General features: G+C 40.0%; 25 protein-coding genes. 17 read left to right on the forward strand and 8 right to left on the reverse strand.

The genetic code is table 11. The annotated features are described in order from the left end of the window. Positions 1 to 337: 337 nt before the first annotated feature. The 4 genes from pdhA to lpdA all read left to right on the forward strand — a co-directional run bounded on the left by pdhA (position 338) and on the right by lpdA (position 5,303). A complete protein-coding gene (gene pdhA / locus NSQ64_RS08065; RefSeq protein ID WP_007498599.1) occupies positions 338 to 1,453 on the forward strand; it encodes a pyruvate dehydrogenase (acetyl-transferring) E1 component subunit alpha in 1,116 nt (371 codons plus the stop codon). A 3-nt stretch (positions 1,454 to 1,456) separates the two neighbouring features. Beyond that, positions 1,457 to 2,434, forward strand: coding sequence for a pyruvate dehydrogenase complex E1 component subunit beta (gene pdhB, locus NSQ64_RS08070; protein WP_007498597.1), 978 nt, complete (start codon positions 1,457 to 1,459; stop codon positions 2,432 to 2,434). Between the two features lie 108 nt (positions 2,435 to 2,542). Further along, on the forward strand, positions 2,543 to 3,886 hold the full coding sequence (locus tag NSQ64_RS08075) for a dihydrolipoamide acetyltransferase family protein (RefSeq protein WP_327878361.1): 1,344 nt from the start codon (positions 2,543 to 2,545) through the stop codon (positions 3,884 to 3,886). Positions 3,887 to 3,890: 4 nt separating this feature from the next. Continuing rightward, positions 3,891 to 5,303 carry a dihydrolipoyl dehydrogenase gene (gene lpdA, locus NSQ64_RS08080; RefSeq protein ID WP_003211097.1) on the forward strand — a complete coding sequence of 471 codons (1,413 nt, stop codon included), beginning with the start codon at positions 3,891 to 3,893 and terminating at the stop codon, positions 5,301 to 5,303. Between the two features lie 125 nt (positions 5,304 to 5,428). On the opposite strand, the gene NSQ64_RS08085 is transcribed toward lpdA, so the two are convergent. Beyond that, positions 5,429 to 5,809 (reverse strand): hypothetical protein, encoded by a 381-nt coding sequence (locus NSQ64_RS08085; RefSeq protein ID WP_223255627.1) that lies wholly within the window; start codon positions 5,807 to 5,809, stop codon positions 5,429 to 5,431. A 316-nt stretch (positions 5,810 to 6,125) separates the two neighbouring features. Here NSQ64_RS08085 and NSQ64_RS08090 point away from each other — a divergent pair, with 316 nt between their 5' ends. Then, positions 6,126 to 6,245 carry a GapA-binding peptide SR1P gene (locus NSQ64_RS08090; protein WP_003212464.1) on the forward strand — a complete coding sequence of 40 codons (120 nt, stop codon included), beginning with the start codon at positions 6,126 to 6,128 and terminating at the stop codon, positions 6,243 to 6,245. Positions 6,246 to 6,288: 43 nt separating this feature from the next. Here NSQ64_RS08090 and NSQ64_RS08095 read toward each other — a convergent pair whose 3' ends face one another. Continuing rightward, positions 6,289 to 7,761, reverse strand: coding sequence for an aminotransferase class I/II-fold pyridoxal phosphate-dependent enzyme (locus NSQ64_RS08095; RefSeq protein WP_341015924.1), 1,473 nt, complete (start codon positions 7,759 to 7,761; stop codon positions 6,289 to 6,291). 190 nt (positions 7,762 to 7,951) lie between these two features. Between NSQ64_RS08095 and NSQ64_RS08100 the strand changes: the two genes are divergently transcribed. Beyond that, positions 7,952 to 8,221 (forward strand): UPF0223 family protein, encoded by a 270-nt coding sequence (locus tag NSQ64_RS08100; protein ID WP_008345089.1) that lies wholly within the window; start codon positions 7,952 to 7,954, stop codon positions 8,219 to 8,221. Positions 8,222 to 8,447: 226 nt separating this feature from the next. Here NSQ64_RS08100 and NSQ64_RS08105 read toward each other — a convergent pair whose 3' ends face one another. Further along, the gene (locus NSQ64_RS08105) at positions 8,448 to 9,083 is read right to left on the reverse strand and encodes a DUF1054 domain-containing protein (RefSeq protein ID WP_341015927.1); all 636 of its coding nucleotides are present in this window, start codon (positions 9,081 to 9,083) and stop codon (positions 8,448 to 8,450) included. Between the two features lie 286 nt (positions 9,084 to 9,369). On the opposite strand from NSQ64_RS08105, the gene NSQ64_RS08110 reads away from it, so the two are divergent. The 6 genes from NSQ64_RS08110 (at position 9,370) to NSQ64_RS08135 (ending at position 13,596) form a co-directional block, all read left to right on the forward strand. After that, positions 9,370 to 9,558 carry a hypothetical protein gene (locus NSQ64_RS08110; RefSeq protein WP_008345085.1) on the forward strand — a complete coding sequence of 63 codons (189 nt, stop codon included), beginning with the start codon at positions 9,370 to 9,372 and terminating at the stop codon, positions 9,556 to 9,558. Positions 9,559 to 9,691: 133 nt separating this feature from the next. Next, a complete protein-coding gene (locus tag NSQ64_RS08115; RefSeq protein WP_039168628.1) occupies positions 9,692 to 10,498 on the forward strand; it encodes an inositol monophosphatase family protein in 807 nt (268 codons plus the stop codon). Between the two features lie 183 nt (positions 10,499 to 10,681). After that, entirely contained in the window at positions 10,682 to 12,535 is a 1,854-nt protein-coding gene (locus tag NSQ64_RS08120; RefSeq protein WP_341015929.1) for a hypothetical protein, read from the forward strand. Then, positions 12,525 to 12,788 (forward strand): hypothetical protein, encoded by a 264-nt coding sequence (locus tag NSQ64_RS08125; RefSeq protein ID WP_327872186.1) that lies wholly within the window; start codon positions 12,525 to 12,527, stop codon positions 12,786 to 12,788. Before NSQ64_RS08120 ends, NSQ64_RS08125 begins: the two co-directional genes overlap by 11 nt. After that, a complete protein-coding gene (locus tag NSQ64_RS08130; RefSeq protein WP_072367728.1) occupies positions 12,788 to 13,306 on the forward strand; it encodes a sigma-70 family RNA polymerase sigma factor in 519 nt (172 codons plus the stop codon). The genes NSQ64_RS08125 and NSQ64_RS08130 overlap by 1 nt, the downstream gene beginning before the upstream one ends. Beyond that, entirely contained in the window at positions 13,303 to 13,596 is a 294-nt protein-coding gene (locus NSQ64_RS08135) for an anti-sigma factor family protein (protein ID WP_025207277.1), read from the forward strand. The genes NSQ64_RS08130 and NSQ64_RS08135 overlap by 4 nt, the downstream gene beginning before the upstream one ends. A gap of 43 nt (positions 13,597 to 13,639) precedes the next feature. Here NSQ64_RS08135 and NSQ64_RS08140 read toward each other — a convergent pair whose 3' ends face one another. Both NSQ64_RS08140 and NSQ64_RS08145 read right to left on the reverse strand, forming a co-directional pair. Continuing rightward, a complete protein-coding gene (locus tag NSQ64_RS08140) occupies positions 13,640 to 14,275 on the reverse strand; it encodes a hypothetical protein (protein ID WP_072367717.1) in 636 nt (211 codons plus the stop codon). Between the two features lie 273 nt (positions 14,276 to 14,548). Further along, positions 14,549 to 14,728 carry a DUF5325 family protein gene (locus tag NSQ64_RS08145; RefSeq protein ID WP_003211596.1) on the reverse strand — a complete coding sequence of 60 codons (180 nt, stop codon included), beginning with the start codon at positions 14,726 to 14,728 and terminating at the stop codon, positions 14,549 to 14,551. A 113-nt stretch (positions 14,729 to 14,841) separates the two neighbouring features. On the opposite strand from NSQ64_RS08145, the gene typA reads away from it, so the two are divergent. Both typA and NSQ64_RS08155 read left to right on the forward strand, forming a co-directional pair. Further along, positions 14,842 to 16,680, forward strand: coding sequence for a translational GTPase TypA (typA, locus tag NSQ64_RS08150; RefSeq protein ID WP_012009833.1), 1,839 nt, complete (start codon positions 14,842 to 14,844; stop codon positions 16,678 to 16,680). Positions 16,681 to 16,776: 96 nt separating this feature from the next. Next, positions 16,777 to 17,058, forward strand: coding sequence for a YlaH-like family protein (locus NSQ64_RS08155; protein WP_045034298.1), 282 nt, complete (start codon positions 16,777 to 16,779; stop codon positions 17,056 to 17,058). Between the two features lie 29 nt (positions 17,059 to 17,087). Here NSQ64_RS08155 and NSQ64_RS08160 read toward each other — a convergent pair whose 3' ends face one another. Further along, a complete protein-coding gene (locus tag NSQ64_RS08160; protein WP_008345063.1) occupies positions 17,088 to 17,318 on the reverse strand; it encodes a YlaI family protein in 231 nt (76 codons plus the stop codon). Between the two features lie 308 nt (positions 17,319 to 17,626). Beyond that, complete coding sequence (locus NSQ64_RS08165; protein WP_045034229.1) at positions 17,627 to 18,244, reverse strand: YhcN/YlaJ family sporulation lipoprotein; 618 nt, start codon at positions 18,242 to 18,244, stop codon at positions 17,627 to 17,629. A 140-nt stretch (positions 18,245 to 18,384) separates the two neighbouring features. On the opposite strand from NSQ64_RS08165, the gene NSQ64_RS08170 reads away from it, so the two are divergent. Then, a complete protein-coding gene (locus NSQ64_RS08170) occupies positions 18,385 to 19,707 on the forward strand; it encodes a PhoH family protein (RefSeq protein ID WP_039168623.1) in 1,323 nt (440 codons plus the stop codon). Between the two features lie 15 nt (positions 19,708 to 19,722). Here NSQ64_RS08170 and NSQ64_RS08175 read toward each other — a convergent pair whose 3' ends face one another. After that, entirely contained in the window at positions 19,723 to 20,205 is a 483-nt protein-coding gene (locus NSQ64_RS08175; protein WP_008345056.1) for a hypothetical protein, read from the reverse strand. Positions 20,206 to 20,325: 120 nt separating this feature from the next. On the opposite strand from NSQ64_RS08175, the gene glsA reads away from it, so the two are divergent. Together glsA and NSQ64_RS08185 are read left to right on the forward strand one after the other, a co-directional pair. Further along, positions 20,326 to 21,255 (forward strand): glutaminase A, encoded by a 930-nt coding sequence (gene glsA / locus NSQ64_RS08180; RefSeq protein ID WP_019743436.1) that lies wholly within the window; start codon positions 20,326 to 20,328, stop codon positions 21,253 to 21,255. A 122-nt stretch (positions 21,256 to 21,377) separates the two neighbouring features. Continuing rightward, the gene (locus NSQ64_RS08185; RefSeq protein ID WP_003212509.1) at positions 21,378 to 21,659 is read left to right on the forward strand and encodes a YlaN family protein; all 282 of its coding nucleotides are present in this window, start codon (positions 21,378 to 21,380) and stop codon (positions 21,657 to 21,659) included. The last annotated feature ends 183 nt before the right edge of the window (positions 21,660 to 21,842 follow it).

Here is a 21,842-nt window from a genome sequence, read left to right on the forward strand (position 1 = left end):
AGTACAGTTTGTGCTGTTGATTAAACAGATTGATACAGGTCACCATAAAAAGTAAAGCGAATACATTTATTTAAATAAAGCCGTTAAATCAATTGACGGACTATTTTTCTTGTTGTAAACTATTCCTTGTTAACAGAAGTTGTATTAGTTTTTTGTGAACTATCGTTAATACAGTTAGAAAAACTCAAAAGCAAGCGATCATCCAATGTTTCGACAATGATCTTTGTGGCTATTATATACAGGAGTCATATGAGCATTTTGGGTTATCCTATATCTGTATGTATAAATGGATTCACGACAAATTGACTGTTAAAAGAAAGGAAGAGGTGACTTTAGAATGGCTGCAAAAACAAAAAAAGCAATTGTTGATAGCAAAAAGCAATTCGATGCCATCAAAAAGCAGTTTGAAACGTTCCAAATTTTAAACGAAAAAGGCGAAGTCGTAAACGAAGCGGCAATGCCAGATCTTTCAGATGACCAATTAAAAGAATTAATGCGCCGTATGGTGTTTACACGTGTATTAGATCAACGTTCAATTTCATTGAACCGTCAAGGACGTCTTGGCTTCTATGCGCCAACAGCTGGACAAGAAGCTTCTCAGCTTGCAACTCACTTTGCACTTGAGAAAGAAGATTTCATTCTTCCAGGATATCGTGATGTACCACAATTAATCTGGCATGGTCTTCCACTAACAAAAGCATTCTTGTTCTCTCGTGGACACTTTGTTGGAAACCAAATGCCTGAAGATGTGAATGCACTTTCTCCGCAAATTATTATCGGTGCACAAATCATTCAAGCTGCTGGTGTAGCTCTTGGTTTGAAAAAGCGCGGTAAAAATGCTGTTGCAATCACTTACACTGGTGATGGTGGAGCTTCACAAGGTGATTTCTACGAAGGTATTAACTTTGCAGGGGCTTACAAAGCGCCAGCGATTTTTGTTGTCCAAAACAACAGATATGCGATCTCTACACCTGTTGAAAAGCAATCTGCTGCACAAACGATTGCACAAAAAGCAGCTGCAGCTGGTATCGTAGGCGTACAAGTTGACGGTATGGATGCATTAGCTGTATATGCAGCGACTGCTGAAGCTCGTGAGCGTGCTGTAAATGGTGAAGGTCCAACATTAATTGAAACTCTTACATTCCGTTACGGCCCACATACAATGGCTGGTGACGATCCAACAAGATATCGTACAAAAGAAGATGAAAATGAGTGGGAGCAAAAAGATCCATTGGTACGCTACCGCAAATTCTTGGAAAACAAAGGCCTTTGGTCTGAAGAAGAAGAGAATAAAGTCATCGAAGATGCAAAAGAACAAATCAAACAAGCAATCAAAGAAGCTGACGAACAGCCTAAGCAGAAAGTCACTGATTTGATTGAAAACATGTACGATGTGAAACCATTTAACTTGGTTGAACAGCTTGAAATCTACAAACAGAAGGAGTCGAAGTAAGCCATGGCGCAAATGACATTGATTCAAGCGATCACTGATGCGTTACGCACAGAACTGAAAAATGACGAAAACGTTCTTGTTTTCGGAGAAGACGTTGGTAAAAACGGCGGCGTATTCCGTGCGACTGAAGGATTGCAAAAAGAGTTTGGTGAGGATCGTGTATTCGATACTCCACTTGCTGAATCTGGTATTGGCGGTCTTGCAATTGGCCTTGGACTACAAGAATTCCGCCCAGTAATGGAAATTCAATTCTTCGGATTCGTTTACGAAGTATTAGATTCTGTTTCTGGACAAATGGCTCGTATGCGTTACCGTTCTGGTGGACGCTGGCATTCTCCAGTGACAATCCGTTCTCCATTTGGCGGAGGAGTTCACACACCTGAGCTTCACGCTGACAGCTTAGAAGGTCTTATTGCACAACAGCCTGGTATCAAGGTTGTTATTCCTTCAACACCTTACGATGCAAAAGGACTTTTAATTTCTGCAATCCGTGACAACGATCCGGTTGTATTCCTTGAGCATATGAAACTTTATCGTTCTTTCCGTCAGGAAGTTCCTGAAGAAGAGTACACAATTGAAATCGGTAAAGCTGACGTGAAACGTGAAGGTTCTGACCTTTCAATCATCACTTACGGTGCAATGGTTCACGAATCACTTAAAGCTGCTGAAGAACTTGAAAAAGAAGGCGTTTCTGCTGAGGTCGTTGACCTTCGTACAGTGAGCCCGCTTGATATTGAAACAATCATCGCTTCTGTTGAAAAAACAGGCCGTGCGATCGTTGTTCAAGAAGCACAAAAACAAGCTGGTATTGCAGCAAACGTAGTAGCTGAAATCAATGATAGAGCAATTCTTAGCCTAGAAGCACCAGTACTTCGTGTAGCTGCACCTGATACTGTATTTGCTTTCTCTCAAGCTGAGAGCGTATGGCTTCCAAACCATAAAGACGTGCTTGAAACAGCTAAGAAAGTTCTTGAATTTTAATTAAATGACAGAGGGGAAAAGAATTTATTTCTCTTCCCCTTTATCAATTACATGACCGTGTAATGTTGACAGAACAAGGGTTTAACATAATCTAGGAGGCGAAAAACAGTGGCATTTGAATTTAAACTTCCGGACATCGGAGAAGGTATCCACGAAGGTGAGATCGTTAAGTGGTTTGTAAAACCAAACGACGAAATCAATGAAGATGACGTTTTAGCAGAGGTACAAAATGATAAAGCAGTTGTAGAAATTCCTTCACCTGTTAAAGGAAAAGTATTAGAATTAAAAGTTGAAGAGGGAACAGTTGCAACTGTAGGACAAACAATCATTACGTTTGATGCACCTGGTTACGAAAATCTTCAATTTAAAGGCAGCGAAGAAGAAGGCGAAGCGAAAACTGAAGCTCAAGTACAAGGTACTGCTGAAGCTGGTAACGAGCCTGAAAAGAAAGAAGTTGCTCAAGAAGAAGCGGCAGCAGCAACTGGTGCTGGTGCACAAGAGCAAGTAGATGCTGATCCTAACAAACGCGTTATTGCTATGCCATCTGTACGTAAATATGCGCGTGAAAAAGGCGTTGAAATTTACAAAGTTGCAGGTACTGGTAAAAATGGCCGCGTGCTAAAAGAAGATATCGACAGCTTCCTTAATGGCGGTTCTGCAGCAACTCAAGCAGCAGCACCTCAAGCAGCTGAAAGTGCGAAAGAAGAAGCGGCTCCAAAAGCGGCAGCAGCTCCAGTTCTAGAAGGAGAATTCCCAGAAACTCGCGAGAAAATGAGCGGAATCCGCAAAGCGATCGCGAAAGCAATGGTGAACTCTAAGCACACAGCTCCACACGTAACATTAATGGATGAAGTTGATGTAACAAACCTTGTTGCACATCGTAAACAATTCAAACAAGTTGCAGCTGATCAAGGAATCAAGTTAACTTACTTGCCTTACGTTGTAAAAGCTCTAACTTCTGCTTTGAAAAAGTACCCAGTACTTAACACTTCTATCGATGATAAAACAGATGAAGTTGTTCAAAAGCATTACTACAACATCGGAATTGCAGCTGATACTGAAAAAGGCTTGCTTGTTCCAGTTGTGAAAAATGCAGATCGCAAAGCGATTTTCGAAGTATCTAACGAAATCAACGAGCTTGCAACAAAAGCACGTGATGGTAAATTGGCTCCAGCTGAAATGAAGGGTGCATCTTGCACAATCACAAACATCGGTTCTGCTGGTGGACAATGGTTTACTCCAGTCATCAACCACCCAGAAGTAGCGATCCTTGGTATTGGCCGTATCGCTGAAAAAGCGGTTGTTCGTGATGGCGAAATCGTTGCAGCTCCAGTCTTAGCTCTTTCCCTAAGCTTTGACCACCGTATGATTGATGGAGCTACTGCGCAAAATGCCCTTAACCACATCAAGCGTTTATTGAATGATCCACAATTAATTTTAATGGAGGCGTAAATTCATGGTAGTAGGAGATTTCCCAATCGAAACAGATACTCTTGTCATCGGTGCAGGTCCTGGTGGATATGTAGCTGCTATTCGTGCTGCACAGCTAGGACAAAAAGTAACAATCGTTGAAAAAGGAACACTTGGCGGCGTATGTCTAAACGTCGGCTGTATCCCTTCAAAAGCATTGATCAATGCTGGACATCGTTTCGAGAATGCAAAGCATTCTGAAGACATGGGTATCAAAGCTGAAAACGTAACAGTTGATTTCACAAAAGTTCAAGAGTGGAAAGCTTCTGTTGTAAACAAATTAACAGGTGGAGTTCAAGGTCTTCTAAAAGGAAATAAAGTAGACATCGTCAAAGGTGAAGCTTATTTCGTAGACAGCAACTCTGTACGTGTCATGGATGAAAATTCAGCGCAGACTTATACATTTAAAAATGCAATTCTTGCAACTGGATCTCGTCCAATCGAATTGCCTACATTTAAATACACAGACCGCGTGATTAACTCAACTGGTGCTTTAGCGCTTAAAGAAGTACCTAAAAAGTTAGTTGTCATCGGTGGTGGATACATCGGTACTGAGCTTGGTACTGCTTATGCGAACTTTGGAACAGAAGTTGTCATCCTTGAAGGTGGAGACGAAATCCTTCCAGGTTTTGAAAAGCAAATGAGCTCATTAGTGAAACGTAACCTGAAGAAAAAAGGAAACGTTGAAATTCACACAAACGCTCTTGCAAAAGGCGTTGAAGAAAAATCTGACGGTGTCACTGTTACTTTCGAAGTAAAAGGTGAAGAAAAAACTGTCGATGCTGACTACGTACTTGTGACTGTTGGTCGTCGTCCAAACACAGATGAGCTTGGTCTTGAGCAAGTTGGTGTTGAATTGACAGACCGCGGAGTTGTCAAAACTGACAAACAATGCCGTACAAGCGTTTCAAACATCTATGCAATTGGTGACATCGTTGATGGACCACCACTTGCACACAAAGCTTCTTACGAAGGTAAAATTGCTGCTGAAGCAATCGCTGGAGAGCCAGCTGAAATTGATTACCTTGGTATTCCTGCTGTTGTATTCTCTGAGCCAGAACTTGCAACTGTTGGATACACTGAAGCAGAAGCAAAAGAAGAAGGAATCGACATCGTTGCAGCGAAATTCCCATTCGCAGCGAACGGACGTGCACTTTCTCTTGATGCAACTGATGGCTTCATGAAAATGATCACTCGTAAAGAGGATGGTCTAGTTATCGGTGCACAAATCGCAGGTGTTGGTGCTTCTGATATGATTTCAGAGCTTAGCCTTGCAATTGAAGCTGGTGTGACAGCTGAAGATATCGCAATGACAATTCACGCTCACCCAACTTTAGGTGAAATCACAATGGAAACGGCTGAAGTAGCAATCGGAAGCCCAATCCATATCGTAAAATAATGAACGTTGAAACCCTCTCCACATGGAGAGGGTTTTTTTATGTATGTGAAACCTCGCTGAAAACGAAAAGCCCTCATGAGCTGAGGGCTTTTTTCATATGGATATATAAGTGCAAAGTCGAACCGTTAATTTGTATTCACTCGATCTAATGCTTGGCATATGGGTGATAAGATATCCTCTTTACTTCGGACATTACCTTCCACCTTCACAATGACCTTTTCATTATTGACAAGTAAAATAGCCGGCAGTTCGTCTACTTCATTTTTCCAGCCTTTACGATCTTCTTTGACAATCATCTTGGACATTTCCTTCGGATATTCATTTTTTAAATCGAGCACTGCGTCATAATAAGGACTTTCTTTATCAAGATTTTCTGCATCAGTAAAAAAGAGAATTCTCGGCTTTTGAATATGACTGACCTGGTCTGTCTGATTCGGTATGATATACGCAAATGAGCATGAACTAAGTACAAAGAGCATAGGGAATATAATGAGAAGGGTCCTCATAAAATTCAATCTATTCACCTCAAAATCCTTTGGGGTTGTACCAACATTTTTAGGAGCCAGTTCCCTGTTAGTCACTCTAGTTTATCACGTCCTTTTTGACAATTTTCGATTGTTACTCAATTGTTACAGAATTGATATGAAGCAAAATACATTTGAAACGTTTCCTCAATATGATGAGAAAAAAACATATTTTTATAAAAAATGATTAATTGTGTCATACAATTAACCGTTGACAACTTAAATGTGACATCATATTATAGAAATATGAAATAGATTAAACGCTTTCAAACTCTGAGTAAAGAAAAGGGGAATGTACGTGGGTACAATTATTTGTCAAGATTGCAATGAAACCATTGATCAATTTGAAAATGAAAAAGTGACAACACTTTATGGAACATGTGGTCACTGTCATTGCTGTGATGAAGCCTCTGAATAAATAAAAAAGCATGCAGCTCCAATTGGGGCTGCATGTTTCTTTTTTATAAAATGGCTTTTTGTTCTTTAATGACACGAATCATATTTAGTGTGGAATCTTCAGGTCCTTGAACAGGAAGACCGATTTCGATATTTTTAAAGATATAGGAGATATTTTCTTCTGTGATGATTTCTCCTGGTATAAAAATAGGAATACCAGGCGGATAAACCATGACAAATTCTGCAATGATCCGGCCAGCCGCTTCTTTAAATGGAATGACTTCCGTTGTTGCGTAAAAAGCGTCACGCGGCGTCATCGCAAGCGAAGGGATCTCAGGCAGTAACACTTCTGTTACGGCTTGTTTGCCGCCTTGACGTGCAGAGGTGGCCGCAATTTCCTTCATAGCCGTTACAAGCGTATCAATCGTCTCATCACAATCGCCAGGCGTCACGATACATAAAATGTTGTATAGGTCAGAGAGCTCTACTTCAATTCGGTAGCTTTCTCTTAGCCATTTCTCCACATCATGGCCATTCAGTCCAAGGTCTTTAATGGAGATGATTAATTTTGTTGGGTCATAATCGTAAGTAGAAGGTGAACCGAGAATTTCTTGACCAATACAAGTAATACCTTCAATTTCGTTTAAACGAGTTCTTGCTGATTCAGCTAATCGAATGGCTTCATCTGCAAGTGCCTTTCCTTCAGTCGCTAATCGCTTTCTAGCGACATCCAGGGAGGCTAAAAGCAAATAAGAAGTAGACGTAGTTGTCAGCATGCTTAAAATAGATTGTACTCGATCCTTTGAAACAAGTCCTTCTTTTATATTTAAAATCGAGCTTTGGGTGAGAGAGCCGCCAAGTTTATGCACACTTGTTGCTGCCATATCAGCTCCCGCCTGCATCGCAGACAATGGAAGCTTATCGTGAAAATGAATATGCACACCATGTGCCTCATCTACTAGAACAGGTACGTCATATGAATGAGCAATCTCTACAATGGTTTTTAAATCAGCTGAAATGCCAAAATACGTTGGGTTAATTACAAGCAGCCCTTTCGCATCTGGATGTTTAGTCAGCGCTCTTTTAGCTGACTCTGGCGTGATGCCATGAGAGATGCCAAGCTCTTTGTCAATTTCCGGGTGAATAAAAACAGGTACTGCACCAGAAAATACAATAGCAGACATAATCGACTTATGGACATTACGAGGAACAATAATTTTGTCTCCAGGGCCACAGACGGTCATCACCATTGTCATGATCGCACCGCTTGTTCCTTGTATAGAGAAAAACGTATGGTCGGCACCAAATGCTTCTGCTGCAAGCTCCTGTGCTTCTTTGATCATTCCTCGAGGCGAATGTAAATCATCAAGAGGTTCTATATTAATAAGGTCAATGCTTAATGCATTGTCTCCAATGAATGCTCTAAATTCAGGATCCATTCCGGCTCCTTTTTTATGGCCTGGAATGTGAAATTGGACTGGATTGGTTGAAGCGTGTTTTTTTAGTCCAGTGTATAAGGGTGTATCATGTTGTGACAATTGCTTTCCCACCTTCATCGAAATACCTGCTATTATTATCCCAATAACAACAGATTTCATTGCATAAAACAAAAGAATTATATTATGAACTGATCGGAATGTAAAGCATAAAATCAATCGGATTCTGATCAAACAGATGCTATAATAAAAGTTCAAATAAGAAATGTGGATTAAAGTGAGGGACAAGTAAATGGAATATCAATATCCAATGGACGTCGACTGGACAACTGAAGAAAAGATGGCGGTCATTTCATTTTTTCAAGCCGTTGAAAAAGCCTATGAAACAGGAATTGCGAAACAAGCATTACTAGAGGCTTATAAACGATTTAAAGAAGTTGTACCATCAAAAGCAGAAGAAAAGACGCATTGTGCGGCGTTTGAAAAGGGAAGTGGGTATTCCCCTTATCGCACAGTAAAAAGTGCAAGAGAGGCTGAAGAAACAGCTATGATACGGATGTGAAAAACGAGCCAATATAGGCTCGTTTCAGCGTGTAGACAAACCCTCGCATTCGTTGTCAGTCCTGCGCGCTGGTGCTCACGAATGACAAATTCGCTCCGCTCCAGTGCTCATCCTTCCTAGACTGCAAAGGTTTTCTATCACGCTGAAAAGAAGACAAAGGGCTAAAATAAAGTTCATTTTAGCCCTTTGTCAACATTCTGAAACGAGCCAACATAGGCTCGTTTTTTTATACAGATTCTTTTTGTGTAAAGCGGTATAGATAAGTTACTGTGCGGAAGGCATCTTCAATTTTCGATAAGAATTCTTCATTATTCATTTGAACAACTTCTTCTCTAGGAAGCTGGATGCCGCAAAGGAGTTCGGCCTTTTTGACTGTTTGAACACGTTCAAATAGTGTTCTCAGCTGTTCAGCATCAAGTTCGCTGTGGCGGAGGACGTCCGGTTTCATATGATCCTTAGACCAAACAAAGTTTTGCGGTATTTTCTTTTGGATCGTGTCCAGCTCTTTTTCGAATAGTTGCCCATATTCACCTTTCACTGGAGATTCATAAATGAGCGCAAACCATACAAATACATGAGTTTTCCAAAGCCCAATTTGAAAATGAGGGAGCTTTTTATACCCACGCTTACTGTTAGCGAAAGCCACCCAAGTGTCATTTGGCGGGTTGACTGATCTTCTTGCATGTTTTGCCACGTGGACAAACATTTCGTCACCTGTAATAGAAGAAAGAAGCGGTGCAAAATGTTCACCAAGTGCTTCAAGCTTTGGACGGACTCTCTCTTTTAATACGGTCATACGTTCATCTAAACCGTCTACTGTGAATGTTTCAAAATCTTCATCTCTAAAACGCATTTCACTCATGTTATGCCTCCTGTATCTTTTCGCTGATCATATTTTATCATAGCTTGGGTCAAGCTCAAAAAAAGATGCACTTTAAAGAGAAAGATAGCAGGGATCTTGGTTCGGCGTTTAAAAACTTCGATTTTGTGGTACATAACAAATAGGTAAAAACACAATTTTCAGAATGTCGTTGCGGTTATGCGATCGCTTCATACGATATAAGCAAGAACCATTTCTCTTATCGATTGTATTTTTATCAATGAAAACTGACAAGGAATGAATCATTCTCTGGAAGGGGCGTTGACCAGTGAAGCAAATCGTGAAGCATGGGTATAGACAAGAGAAGAAGAATCGCATCGCTGTGTGGAGATTAGAGGTTGATTATGAGCTTTCTACGCTTCATGAAGCCATCGAGCAAAAAGATGATATCCAGGTAGAACGCAGCAAACGAAAGCTTGAGCGCCTAAGAAAAGAATGGGAGCAGCTTCAAGGGTAAAACAAGGTGAGGTAAAAACGAACCAATTCATCGGTTCGTTTTTGTATGAAGCTGCTTTTTTCTTGCTTTTACGTACATAATATCAGTATGCTAATACAAATAGGTACTACATAGAAAAGAGGTTTACAGTCCGATGACAAACTGGGTGGAAATTGACCGACTTGCAAAGCTTTGGGTAAAAGAAGCGGGTAGCCGCATTAAAGCATCCATGCAGGAAGGTCTATCAATTGAAACAAAATCAAATCCAAATGATCTTGTCACAAACATCGATAAAGAAACAGAACGTTTCTTCATTGAAAAGATACAGTCGACATTTTCAGATCATCATATTTTAGGAGAAGAGGGTCAAGGGGAAGAAGTGACATCTCTTGACGGGATAGTATGGATCATTGATCCAATTGATGGCACCATGAACTTTATCCATCAAAAACGAAATTTTGCCATTTCAATTGGGATATTTGAACATGGTGTAGGGAAAATCGGTCTTATTTATGACGTCATCCATGACGAGCTCTATCATGCAGTCAAAGGAGAAGGGGCGTATATGAACGATACCTTACTCCCGCCTTTAAAAGATGTCGCCATTGAAAAAGCCATTGTCGGCATTAACCCAACATGGGCGATTGAAAGCCCCCATTTTGACGCTAAACCGTTTGCACGTCTCGTACGCGATGTGAGAGGAACACGAACGATTGGGTCAGCTGCACTTGAACTAGCTTATATTGCAAGCGGAAGAAGCGACGCATATGTCACGTTAAGGCTAGCGCCTTGGGATTATGCGGCTGGATGTGTGTTACTTGATGAGGTAGGCGCTGTTTACTCGAATATTCACGGAGAACGCTTGACGTTTCTAGAGAAAAATAGCATTGTTGCTGGAAATCGATCCGTCTGTGAAAAAATCTTGCATGATTACATAAAGGGAAGCGGAAATAAAAAATAAACAACATCACTTCATGAGAATGAAGTGATTTTTTGTATTTGATGAAACTTTTTGACAAGTCAAATGTCTATACGAACGAGGCCTTAATTTGAAGTAAAGGATTGTGTAGCGATGTTTGATTTGTTTAGTGATTTATCCCTCCATTTTGAAAGGTTTTTTATTTTAAATGAGTACAGTATCCACATGATTCAATGGTGTGTGCTTGGACTATTTGTCCTTTTTATTACACTTCCCATATGGAAAGAAAAGAAGAGTAGTTATGTATTTTATGCTGGAATCGTATTAAGAGTAGTTCTGCTAGGGAGTATGACACTTGAGATGATCCACCAAGTGCTAGCTAGACAGCATACGATCGAAACATTTGAAGTGCTGACAGATTTCATGCAATTTCTCATCTATGGATATGTCTTGCTTGCATCACTTTTCTATGTGATTTCTCTTCCTTATTTAAAAAATAGGGGCATGTTTTTTGCATTTGATTTATCTGTGTTACTTCTGCCTTTATGTCAAACGGTATTTATTGTGTTAGTTGAAAGCAAAAAGTTCTTTCTCAGCGGTGATACGGAGCTGGTATGGAGAAATTTGATGATCATTTTGCTTATGATTGGCTTTGCCGCTTTGGTACTTCACCTATTCTTTCGTTTGTTTTGGCATCAGAAGTGGAAAGAATTGCTGTTTTTCTATGGCCTGATTTTCGCTGCGCTGCTGTATATTTTTTATCCTTCTATCTCGAAGCATGAGCTGCAATCTTCGTTTAAATCCATTGTGATTTTAGTAGCGGCCGCAGGAAGCTTTATGACATTACATTTGTTATGTGCGTTACTACAAAACAAGGTGAAGTTGAGACAGTGGGGTGCTTGGGGAATTGTCGTCTTTTTTATGCTAATGCTAAACCCGGTCCTAAATCTCCCACATATCATGTTTCAATTTACTAAAACGGAACTGACAGATACTTTTTCAGAAGAATATCGCCCTTTATCTGAAGCAAGTGCAAAAGCATTCGCTTCAAAGTTTGTACCAGCGGACACTACATTATATTCAACGACTATTAAACAGCCGATCTCTGATAACTACGTGTTTGCAGCCGATCAGTATGAAGTGAATGTTTCTGCGTTTACAGGTGAATTAAACAGCTATTTTTATCATGGTCGCGCAAAGGGTCAGCATTTGACCGATAAAGAATATAGGGAAAAAACCATTGAATTTTTTGAAAGAAGCGGCCGTTCCGTTGATCTAGACCGCATCCGTGTAGTGATTGAAAAAGAAGACGGGGAGACAAGCGTTCTTCTTTTGCCAAAAATGTCTCAGAATGAGCATGAGAGCTTAGCGTTTGCCACCTGGAAAAAAGAGACGCTTCGACAAGCGCAATATGGGAACGCCATCTTTCAATTGAAGGATGTAGACGGGATCAATTTAACAAACAAAGAAATGAAAACGAAAATAAATCGTATTTATAAAAAGTTAAATTTACAGCCCCCAGCTTACCAGATCACAGACGTTGATGCTTTTTATTTTGAATGGCAGCATGAAGTGGCGGTAAAGACAGCCGATCAATCTGAATTTCTGTTTAATGGTTCAACGAAAGAATTGCTGAAAATACAGCTATCAAAAGCGATTCTTCAACAGAAAAAAGGAAATATCAGTGACGAAGATTTGTTGGAATTGATAGGGGAACAGTCAAAAGACGTGAAGATAGAAACAGGAACTCGTGAACACAAACAATATACTTTTCACGGATCATCAAATTTACTTCATGTGACGAGAGATGCCGATGGAATTGAGTTGAATTGGCAATCAGACTCTTCTTTATCGCATACGGTATCGAATCAAGAACGTGATGAAGTCTATCAGCAAGTTCTCAAAAAGTATGAACCTTATGCCATCTATAAAAAACAAATCAAGCCGGTGAGAATGATCGACAAAGAGGGGAAAATGAGCATTTCGTGGTTTGTGATCATTCAAACCTTCGGATCGAATGAGCGGAAAATATATGAAGTAAATGGACGAACAAAAGAGGTGCAACGTTTTGACAGATAAAGAAAAACAAGCCATCTTTCAAGACTTATATGAATTGTATCAGGAAGGGGAGCTTGGAGAAGAGGCTTCTAACTGGATGAAGACGCATGAAAAGCAGTTTCAGCATTCTGTTAAGGGAAACGAGTTTGCTCCTGCACACACTGAGGATCAGAGCGATTATCACGAATTAAAACGCATGAAGTGGTTTATTTCTTCGTTATACTTCTTTTTTATCGTTTTATCAATTTGGATGACTGTGTGGTTTTATTTTTGATGTCTAGACCGACCAATCAAATTGAAAAAATATATGAAGAATATTTTCAGGAAATCACCAAATATTTATATCGCAGAACGGGAAATGTCGAAACAGCCAAGGATCTTGCGCAGGATGTATTTATCAAGGCACTGCATGGATTATCCTCTTTTAAAGGACATTCAAGCATTAAAACATGGCTTTACACCATTGCTTATCATACATTTGTCAACGACTATCGCCGAAAAGTAAAACGAACTTTTACGGATGTAGAAAAAGCTGACTTTTTAGAGCAGCAGATATTCATGACACCTGAAGAGCATTTAGAAACTCAAACGGATATTCAAAGGCTGTGGAGCCATATCAATCAATTGAAGGATTCTTACCGAGAAGTCCTCATTTTAAGAGATATTCAGGAATTATCGTATGAAGAAGTAGCGGAAATTTTGAATTGGACTTTATCTAAAGTAAAGACAACCCTTCATCGAGCAAGATTAGAGCTGAAACGAAAGCTACATTGTGAGGAGTTCAACAAATGAACTGTTATTTGATTGAAGAACTATTACCACTTTATATAGAAGGGGACACGAGTGAAGAAACAAATCAATTAGTGAATGAGCACTTACGTTCATGCAAAAAATGCCTTCATCTATATGAAGAAATGAAAGAACCAGTCTCTATTGCAAAGTCAACAGATTTCATACCGTTCATAGATGAAAAAGAAGAAAAAAGAAAGTTTGAAAAGCGCTACTATGGAAAACTGTTATTACGGGCAAGTATCGTTTTTAGTATCGTCTATCTCATCATGCTCTTGATCTATTGGATATAAGAAAGAACCCCCATCTGGATGAACCGGATGGGGGTTTTTGAGCTTAGTTCAATTTTTCTTTAGCAATTTGAACTGCATCATAGAATGTTTTTAATTGCTCTTGAGGAATTTTCTTAAGCAATTGGTTGAAAACAAGTAATTCAGTAGAGCTGAATCCAAGACCTTTAGCGATTTTAGAATCAATTACAACGTTTCCTTTTTTGTCTAGAACAAGTGCATCACCAGCAAGATCAGCAATTCTGATCACTGATTTGAAAAGCTTTTCGAATTTAGTTGCTTCTTCTTTAGTAAGACCAAGTTCAACAGCTTTCGCTGCATCAAAAACCAATTTCCCTTTTTCGTTTTTAGAGATGCTTTCACTGAAAACGATTGTAAGAACAGCTGCGCGATCTAAGAATTTCTCAGCAGTCGCCGCTTCTTCTTCAGTCAAACCGAGCTCAACAGCTTTTTTCACATCAAATGTGTAGTTGTTGTCTTCCTCAACAAATGAATTGATGAGAATGTTGATGACACGCTCGTTTTTCTCCAATAATTCTTTAATAATTTGTTGCTGCTCAAAAGGAATCCCTTTGAAAGTTGCAGCACTTGCTTGCCCAGGAGCTACTGTTGTGAAAGTAAAAATGATAGCTAAAGCGAAAAATACAACAGAGCTGAGCGATTTGCTCAAAAACTTCTTCATGCTTCTTTTCTCTCCCTTTTCTGTTAAATTTTGTTGCAAGAACAGCATACCATGAGAAACTTTGTGGAAGAATAGGAAAAATGTAACTTTGTGTTTGATTTTGGAGAACTATAAAAGTTCTTGTCGAAAAATGGAAGAGTTCAGATTGCTTAGATTTGCCAACACTATATGAATTTTTTAGTTGAATCATTAGGATTACATAGGTGGTTGGTCTTGTTTTTACCTAAAATAAAAGCCTTCTACATGTAAAATGTAAAAGGCTTTTCATAAATTTTATGATTGTACGTTTAATTTTCGTTTTAATGTAAATCCTGTACCCATGAAAATCATGGCGAACACAATACTTAGACAAATACCCAGCACGTTTTTTTCTGCAAGAGTTACCCCAATAAACGCCATACTGACAACCGCAAGTAATGCACATAATAATAGAAGCCATTTGATTTGTTTCATTTGTCTCCATCCCTTTTTTTAGAGTTAATATAAGTTTACAGAAAAACGATCGGCATTTAAAGGGGATTGTGATATAATATGAAAGTTATCTAATTATTTTAGGAGATGAAAATGTGAAACTTCGAAAAGACCTTCGCAACATCGCAATTATTGCCCACGTTGACCATGGTAAAACGACGCTTGTTGACCAATTGCTCCATCAAGCTGGTACTTTCCGTGCGAATGAAAATATCGCTGAGAGAGCCATGGATTCAAATGATTTAGAGCGAGAGCGCGGTATTACGATCTTAGCTAAAAATACTGCGATCCATTATAAAGATACACGCATTAATATTTTAGATACACCAGGACACGCCGATTTCGGTGGTGAAGTTGAGCGTATCATGAAAATGGTAGATGGTGTACTTCTCGTTGTGGATGCATATGAAGGTTGTATGCCTCAAACACGATTCGTGCTAAAAAAAGCACTTGAGCAAAACTTAACACCAATTGTTGTTGTCAATAAAATTGACCGTGACTTTGCTCGTCCAGCTGAAGTAGTCGATGAAGTCATTGACTTGTTCATTGAATTGGATGCAACAGAAGAACAGCTTGAATTCCCAGTTGTATATGCATCAGCAATCAATGGTACAGCAAGTAACGATGCTAGTAAGCAAGATGAAAACATGGAATCGTTGTTTGAAGCGATTGTCAACCATATCCCATGCCCAGTCGACAACCATGAAGAGCCGCTTCAATTCCAAGTGGCGCTACTTGATTACAATGATTATGTTGGAAGAATTGGAATTGGCCGTGTATTTAGAGGAACGATGCAAGTAGGACAGCAAGTTGCTCTAATGAAAGTGGATGGCAGTGTAAAACAATTCCGCGTGACGAAGATTTTTGGTTTCCAAGGGTTAAAACGAGTGGAAATCAATGAAGCGAAAGCTGGAGATCTTGTTGCAGTATCTGGTATGGAAGACATCAACGTAGGAGAAACAGTCTGCCCGGTAGAACACCAAGAGGCTTTGCCGATCCTGCGTATTGATGAGCCGACACTTCAAATGACATTTGTTGTGAACAACAGCCCATTTGCAGGTCGTGAAGGAAAATACGTGACGTCACGTAAAATTGAAGAGCGTTTAGAACAGCAGCTTCAAACAGACGTAAGTCTTCGTGTAGATCCAACGGATTCACCTGATGCTTGGGTCGTATCAGGACGCGGTGAGCTTCACTTATCCATTCTGATTGAGAATATGAGACGTGAAGGATTTGAACTGCAAGTATCGAAGCCAGAAGTTATTGTAAAAGAAGTTGACGGTGTTCGATGTGAGCCTGTTGAGCGCGTTCAAATTGATGTACCAGAAGAGCACACTGGCTCTATCATGGAATCAATGGGCGCAAGAAAAGGTGAAATGATTGACATGATCAATAATGGTAATGGTCAAGTTCGCCTGATCTTTACAGTGCCATCACGTGGTTTAATCGGATATACAACTGAATTTCTTTCATTAACTCGTGGTTTTGGTATTTTGAACCATACGTTTGACAGCTACCAGCCGATGCAGTCTGGTCAAGTTGGCGGACGCCGTCAAGGTGTACTTGTTTCAATGGAAACAGGTAAAGCGACTGCTTACGGAATCCAGGGCGTTGAAGAGCGCGGTGTGATTTTCGTTGAGCCGGGTGTTGAAGTATACCAAGGAATGATTGTTGGTGAGCATAACCGTGAGAACGATCTTGTTGTCAACGTAAGTCGTATGAAACAACAAACAAACGTGCGTTCAGCGACGAAAGATCAAACGGTGAGCATGAAAAAACCACGTATTATGTCACTTGAGGAATCTCTTGAGTACTTGAATGAGGACGAATACTGTGAGGTTACACCGGAATCGATCCGTTTAAGAAAGAAAATTTTAGATAAAAACGAACGTGAGAAAGCTGCGAAGAAGAAAAAGCTAGCAGGATTATCTTAATTCCATGAAGAATTAAAAAGATAGAACCCTGAAAGATAAGGGGAGGGAATCTTTTTGAATGATCAGGAAGTAAGTGAGAATCTATCCTTTTTCGCGATGCTGTTTCGTGTCGATGAAAATCCGCAAACAGGGATGTGGCTCCTATATGGCACCATCCTTGTTTTAGCGATTATTGTTTTTAAACTCGGCTTTGCTAGACGTTTACCGATTTTAAAAGCACTTGTCATTTATTTGTTTTTGATTTTTGGCTGCACGTTTCTCACATTTCTAGGTATCTTCTTGCCAGTCGCAGAAGGCCTGGTTGTGGCAGCTGTCATTTTGATTATTTATAAAATACGGCTGCATCGTGCGAAAAAAGAAGGAACAGTAAGTACGTAAAAAAGACCTGAACTTGTGTCAGGTCTTTTTTATGTCTTCTGTTCTTTTTTTCCTTTTTTCTTCTTTTTCTCTTTCGTCGCAGGATCTTGATAAAGAGAGAATCTGCCAGTTTTGATGCGTGCCTCTGTCTTTACTTTAATTCTTTCCTGGCAGTCATCGCACATATATGTATGAATCGGTCGATTTCTTAACCGTTTAGCAACAAGTGTATCATCATTAATGGTTTCAAGCTTTTCACATAATGAGCACTTCACTCTCATCATTTTCACCTCACTTTGGTCATGCCTTCATTATAGCATGTTTTTTGAGCCACTTAAAATCAGCATAAAAAAGGCTTATATCACAAGAGATATAAGCCGCAGCGTGTAGACAAACCCTCACATTCGGTGTCAGTCCTGCGCTTCGGTGCTCACGAATGTCAAATTCGCTCCGCGCCGATGCTCGTCCTTCCTAGACTGCAAAGGTTTTCTATCACGCTGAAAAGAAGACAAAGAGCCAAAATAAAGTTCATTTGAGCCCTTTGTCAACAATCTGATGCTTATATCACAAGAGATATAAGCCGTTCTCATTATTTCTTCTGATTCATATGATGGTTTGATTGATCATTTTGGTTTTTTTCTAATTGCTTTTGATCTTGTTGTTTGAGCTGATGATTCGGATCATTTGTCGGATCTATTTCGTTACGGTCGATTTCATTTCGAGGCATTTCTGGCATAACACGTCCCACAATAGCTGCTAATTCGTCCATAATTCCACTTACTGGCCTGCCAGCTTGTATTTCTTTGCCCATTTCCTTTAAACGGCTCACTGTATCAGGGTCAGCGACGACAACAGCATTCGCACCTTCTGGGTCATTTTTCAGTGCTTTGGCGACTGAATATTTAATGGTTTCAACTTTGCTTCTATCTAAATCATCTTTTACATCAATGCCGACGACAGCATACTTGCCGATGACGATCGCTGTTGCGTCATTTACATCTGCTACATGCTCAGTCACATTCACTAGATGCTTTGCCACATCTGTTGATGGGCGGGCTTTGTCAGTGTTTTTCTTGGATGAGTCTGATACTCTTACTAAATGCTTGTTTCCGTCTTGATGTTCTTGTGCCAAAGGCTTCTCTTGATGTTGGCAAGCGCCTAATAAAAGAATGGTTTGAACCATGAATATCGTCAAAAATAGTCGCATGTGTATTCCCTCCTTCACAAACTACATGATTTATTTTATTGTTGAATTAACCTTCTAACTTTATTCATGAAAACATATATTTTAACAATCGTTTTTGGAAAGACAAGGATGAATGAAACCCCGATCAGGAGGCGAAGGACCTGAGTAAAATTTATGTATTAGACACAAATGTGTTATTACAGGATCCGAATTCAATCTTTTCATTTGAAGACAACGAGGTCGTGATTCCGGCCGTAGTGTTAGAAGAAGTAGACTCGAAGAAGAGATATATGGACGAGGTTGGGCAAAATGCACGACGTGTCTCACGTTTAATCGACGGGTTGAGATCGAAAGGGAAACTGCATGAAAAAATTACGCTGGAGTCAAAAGGAACGCTGCGTATTGAGCTGAATCATCGCTCTTTCCATGAACTTCAAGAAATTTTCATCGAAAAAACAAACGATAACCGGATTTTGGCTGTTGCGAAGAATTTGAGCTTAGAGGAAGAAACAAAACCGGATGGCCGGCCTGTTATTTTGGTCAGCAAAGATGTCCTAGTGCGAGTAAAGGCGGATGCCATTGGTCTGCAAGCAGAGGATTTCTTAAGCGATCGAGTGCTACAAAATGAAGACATTGATAACGGCTATCACGAGCTCTATATTCCGACTGAGCAGCTGAATACATTTTATAAGCAAAATCAGTTACCGATAAAAGACGTCACCCAGGCGCCATTAAACCCTCATCAATTTATCATTATGAAGGGAAATGAAGGTGGTTCTGCTTTGGGGATGCTTGATCAAAAAGCAGAGCATGTGAAACGGCTTATTTATGACCAAGAACATATTTGGGGAATTCGCCCAAAAAATGTCCAGCAAACGATGGCGCTTGAGTTACTTTTACGCCGCGATATTCCGCTTGTGACACTTATCGGAAAAGCGGGAACAGGAAAGACACTGCTTGCACTTGCTGCTGGATTAATGCAGACAGAGGATCTCGGCATGTTTAAAAAGCTCATCGTGGCCCGCTCCATTGTTCCTGTTGGTAAGGACTTAGGGTATTTGCCAGGCGAAAAAGAAGAGAAACTCAGACCGTGGATGCAGCCGATCTATGACAACCTAGAATTTTTATTTAACACAAAAAAACCTGGTGAACTCGATGCGATACTAGCGGGCATCGGTTCAATTCAAGTGGAAGCTTTAACGTATATTCGCGGGAGAAGTATCCCTGATCAATTTATCATTATCGATGAGGCGCAAAATTTAACAAAACACGAAGTAAAAACATTATTAACGCGGGTTGGTGAGGGAAGTAAAATTGTGCTCATGGGAGACCCAGAGCAGATTGATCACCCTTATTTAGACAGCTTAAATAATGGGCTCACATATGTCATTGAGCGTTTCAAAGGGCAGCAAATATCTGGACATGTCAAGCTTGTCAAAGGAGAAAGGTCTGGACTTGCACAGCTTGCAGCTGATTTATTATAGTCCAGACCCGTCATCTTATGTAATGATTAACTCTTTGACGCCTTTAATCGGCTGAGTGATGTTGGACTGATCCTCGAAATAAACGTGGATTGGTCCTTCTTCTGTTATAGGCTTTCCATTTTGGCTGAAATGGGCAATGCTATCCATCGCCTTAGAGAGCGGAACAGCAATTGTTTCTGTTTCTGTGACAAATTCACACGTCTCCGCTTGTTCGAGCGGTTCTGCATTTTTTATCATGTCGCCAAGTTTCATCCCGAAGCTGCCTGTGACAAGCCTTTCTTTTTCGTACTTTTTCTCTGTTTTTAATGTGGGTGGAAGTGTTTGACCTTCTCTTATGACCCGCTCTTGATCGAGTTCCTGATCTAGCTGCTGCTCTTCATTTGCTGCACTTTTCTCAAAAAATGAATCCATTAAAAATTTACGGTCATCAAAAATCCATACACTCGGATCAATGGTGATCTTGTATTGTACGTTCCCCTTGATTTGAATAATGCTCATGTTCAAGACAACCCCTTTCCAACATAAATTATAGAAGTTTTCGCCCGCTTTGTCACTTTCATAAACATGCACTTCCTTGTACACACTACGATTAGACGAAAAATAGGGAGGATTTTGGGCATGGCATGTCGTGACAATGAAGAGCTTCAGCGATTTGTAGAAGAGGCAAAAAAGGTGGCCAAAAATGGAAAGGTAGCATCCTATATTCCGGCACTCGGTAAAGCGGATCAATCGGATTTATCTGTCGCTGTTTATCATGTGAGTAATACGTGCCACTCAGCGGGAGATGTTGATAAACGATTCACCCTGCAAAGTATTTCAAAAGTATTAGCCCTGGCGCTCGTGCTCTCAGAAGAAGGACCGAAAAAAGTGTTTCAATATGTTGGACAAGAACCGACTGGCGACCCGTTTAATTCGATGATTAAACTAGAGACTGCAAGCCCCAATAAGCCGCTTAACCCAATGATTAATGCAGGAGCGCTTGCCGTTACAAGTTTAATAAGAGGGGCAACGCCGCAAGATCAGCTGAACCGGCTGCTTGGTTTTATTAGAGAGCTTGCCAATGACACCACCATTACATATTGCAAAGAAACCGCTGCATCCGAATTTGAAACATCAATGATTAACCGCGCAATGTGCTATTATATGAAGCAATATCATATCATTAAAGGGAATGTAGAAGAGGTGATGGATGTCTATACGAAGCAGTGCGCCGTCATGATGAATAGCTTGGATTTGGCGAAGATCGCGTGTGTTTTTTCATTAGATGGCAGGCATCCAGAGACAGGAAAGCAAATCCTTTCGAAAGATGTTGCTAGAATTTGTAAAACGTTTATGGTCACATGCGGTATGTACAATGCGAGCGGGGAATTTGCGATCAATATCGGAATCCCTGCTAAAAGTGGTGTTTCAGGCGGAATTATGGGGGCGGCGCCATACGACTTTGGGATAGGTATATTTGGGCCTGCTTTGGATGAAAAAGGGAATAGTATTGCGGGTATTAAGCTGCTTGAGCTCATGAGTGAAAAATATGAGATGAGTATCTTTTAATGACGAATGGCTTCTTTTTATTTTTACAGAGCGAACTGTACAAATCTGCTTGCAATTTTGGGCGTTTCGCTTTATGATAAATAGAAGAATTAGGTACTCGCCTGGGGAACGGAGGGATACTTTTGGCGTCAGAAATTTTAGTCGATCATCGGCAAAAAGCACTGGCTTTATTAAAATTGGATGCAGATAAAATTTTAAAATTGATCCAAGTGCAAATGGACAACTTAACGATGCCGCAATGTCCTCTTTATGAAGAGGTTTTAGATACTCAAATGTTCGGATTATCGAGAGAAATTGATTTCGCTGTCCGGCTTGGATTAGTTGATCAACATGAAGGCAAAAAACTACTCGATAAACTTGAGAGAGAACTATCCGCACTTCATGATGCGTTCACAAAAAAATAATGATTGAAAACTCAAACTTCCACAACATAAGTTTGAGTTTTTTTGTCCGCCTTTTTATTTTGATTGATGCCAAACGGACTTGATTGTCTCATGAAAGACGAACAATATAAAGAGGTAAAACGGGATCAAACGGAGAAAATGTAGTAGAATAAGAACAGCTAAGAGAAGAGAATATCAAGCAGT

The organism is Bacillus sp. FSL W8-0183 (genome assembly GCF_038006825.1).
GTDB classification, from domain to species: Bacteria; Bacillota; Bacilli; order Bacillales; family Bacillaceae; genus Bacillus; species Bacillus altitudinis.

Excerpts from the sequence above, each read along its gene's own strand:
- pdhA (WP_007498599.1), top strand. The coding sequence starts at position 338 with ATGGCTGCAAAAACAAAAAAAGCAATTGTTGATAGCAAAAAGCAATTC.
- pdhB (WP_007498597.1), top strand. The coding sequence starts at position 1,457 with ATGGCGCAAATGACATTGATTCAAGCGATCACTGATGCGTTACGCACA.
- lpdA (WP_003211097.1), top strand. The coding sequence starts at position 3,891 with ATGGTAGTAGGAGATTTCCCAATCGAAACAGATACTCTTGTCATCGGT.
- NSQ64_RS08085 (WP_223255627.1), bottom strand. The coding sequence starts at position 5,809 with ATGAGGACCCTTCTCATTATATTCCCTATGCTCTTTGTACTTAGTTCA.
- NSQ64_RS08100 (WP_008345089.1), top strand. The coding sequence starts at position 7,952 with ATGGAATATCAATATCCAATGGACGTCGACTGGACAACTGAAGAAAAG.
- NSQ64_RS08105 (WP_341015927.1), bottom strand. The coding sequence starts at position 9,083 with ATGAGTGAAATGCGTTTTAGAGATGAAGATTTTGAAACATTCACAGTA.
- NSQ64_RS08115 (WP_039168628.1), top strand. The coding sequence starts at position 9,692 with ATGACAAACTGGGTGGAAATTGACCGACTTGCAAAGCTTTGGGTAAAA.
- NSQ64_RS08120 (WP_341015929.1), top strand. The coding sequence starts at position 10,682 with ATGATTCAATGGTGTGTGCTTGGACTATTTGTCCTTTTTATTACACTT.
- NSQ64_RS08130 (WP_072367728.1), top strand. The coding sequence starts at position 12,788 with ATGTCTAGACCGACCAATCAAATTGAAAAAATATATGAAGAATATTTT.
- NSQ64_RS08135 (WP_025207277.1), top strand. The coding sequence starts at position 13,303 with ATGAACTGTTATTTGATTGAAGAACTATTACCACTTTATATAGAAGGG.
- NSQ64_RS08140 (WP_072367717.1), bottom strand. The coding sequence starts at position 14,275 with ATGAAGAAGTTTTTGAGCAAATCGCTCAGCTCTGTTGTATTTTTCGCT.
- NSQ64_RS08145 (WP_003211596.1), bottom strand. The coding sequence starts at position 14,728 with ATGAAACAAATCAAATGGCTTCTATTATTATGTGCATTACTTGCGGTT.
- NSQ64_RS08155 (WP_045034298.1), top strand. The coding sequence starts at position 16,777 with ATGCTGTTTCGTGTCGATGAAAATCCGCAAACAGGGATGTGGCTCCTA.
- NSQ64_RS08160 (WP_008345063.1), bottom strand. The coding sequence starts at position 17,318 with ATGAGAGTGAAGTGCTCATTATGTGAAAAGCTTGAAACCATTAATGAT.
- NSQ64_RS08165 (WP_045034229.1), bottom strand. The coding sequence starts at position 18,244 with ATGCGACTATTTTTGACGATATTCATGGTTCAAACCATTCTTTTATTA.
- NSQ64_RS08175 (WP_008345056.1), bottom strand. The coding sequence starts at position 20,205 with ATGAGCATTATTCAAATCAAGGGGAACGTACAATACAAGATCACCATT.
- glsA (WP_019743436.1), top strand. The coding sequence starts at position 20,326 with ATGGCATGTCGTGACAATGAAGAGCTTCAGCGATTTGTAGAAGAGGCA.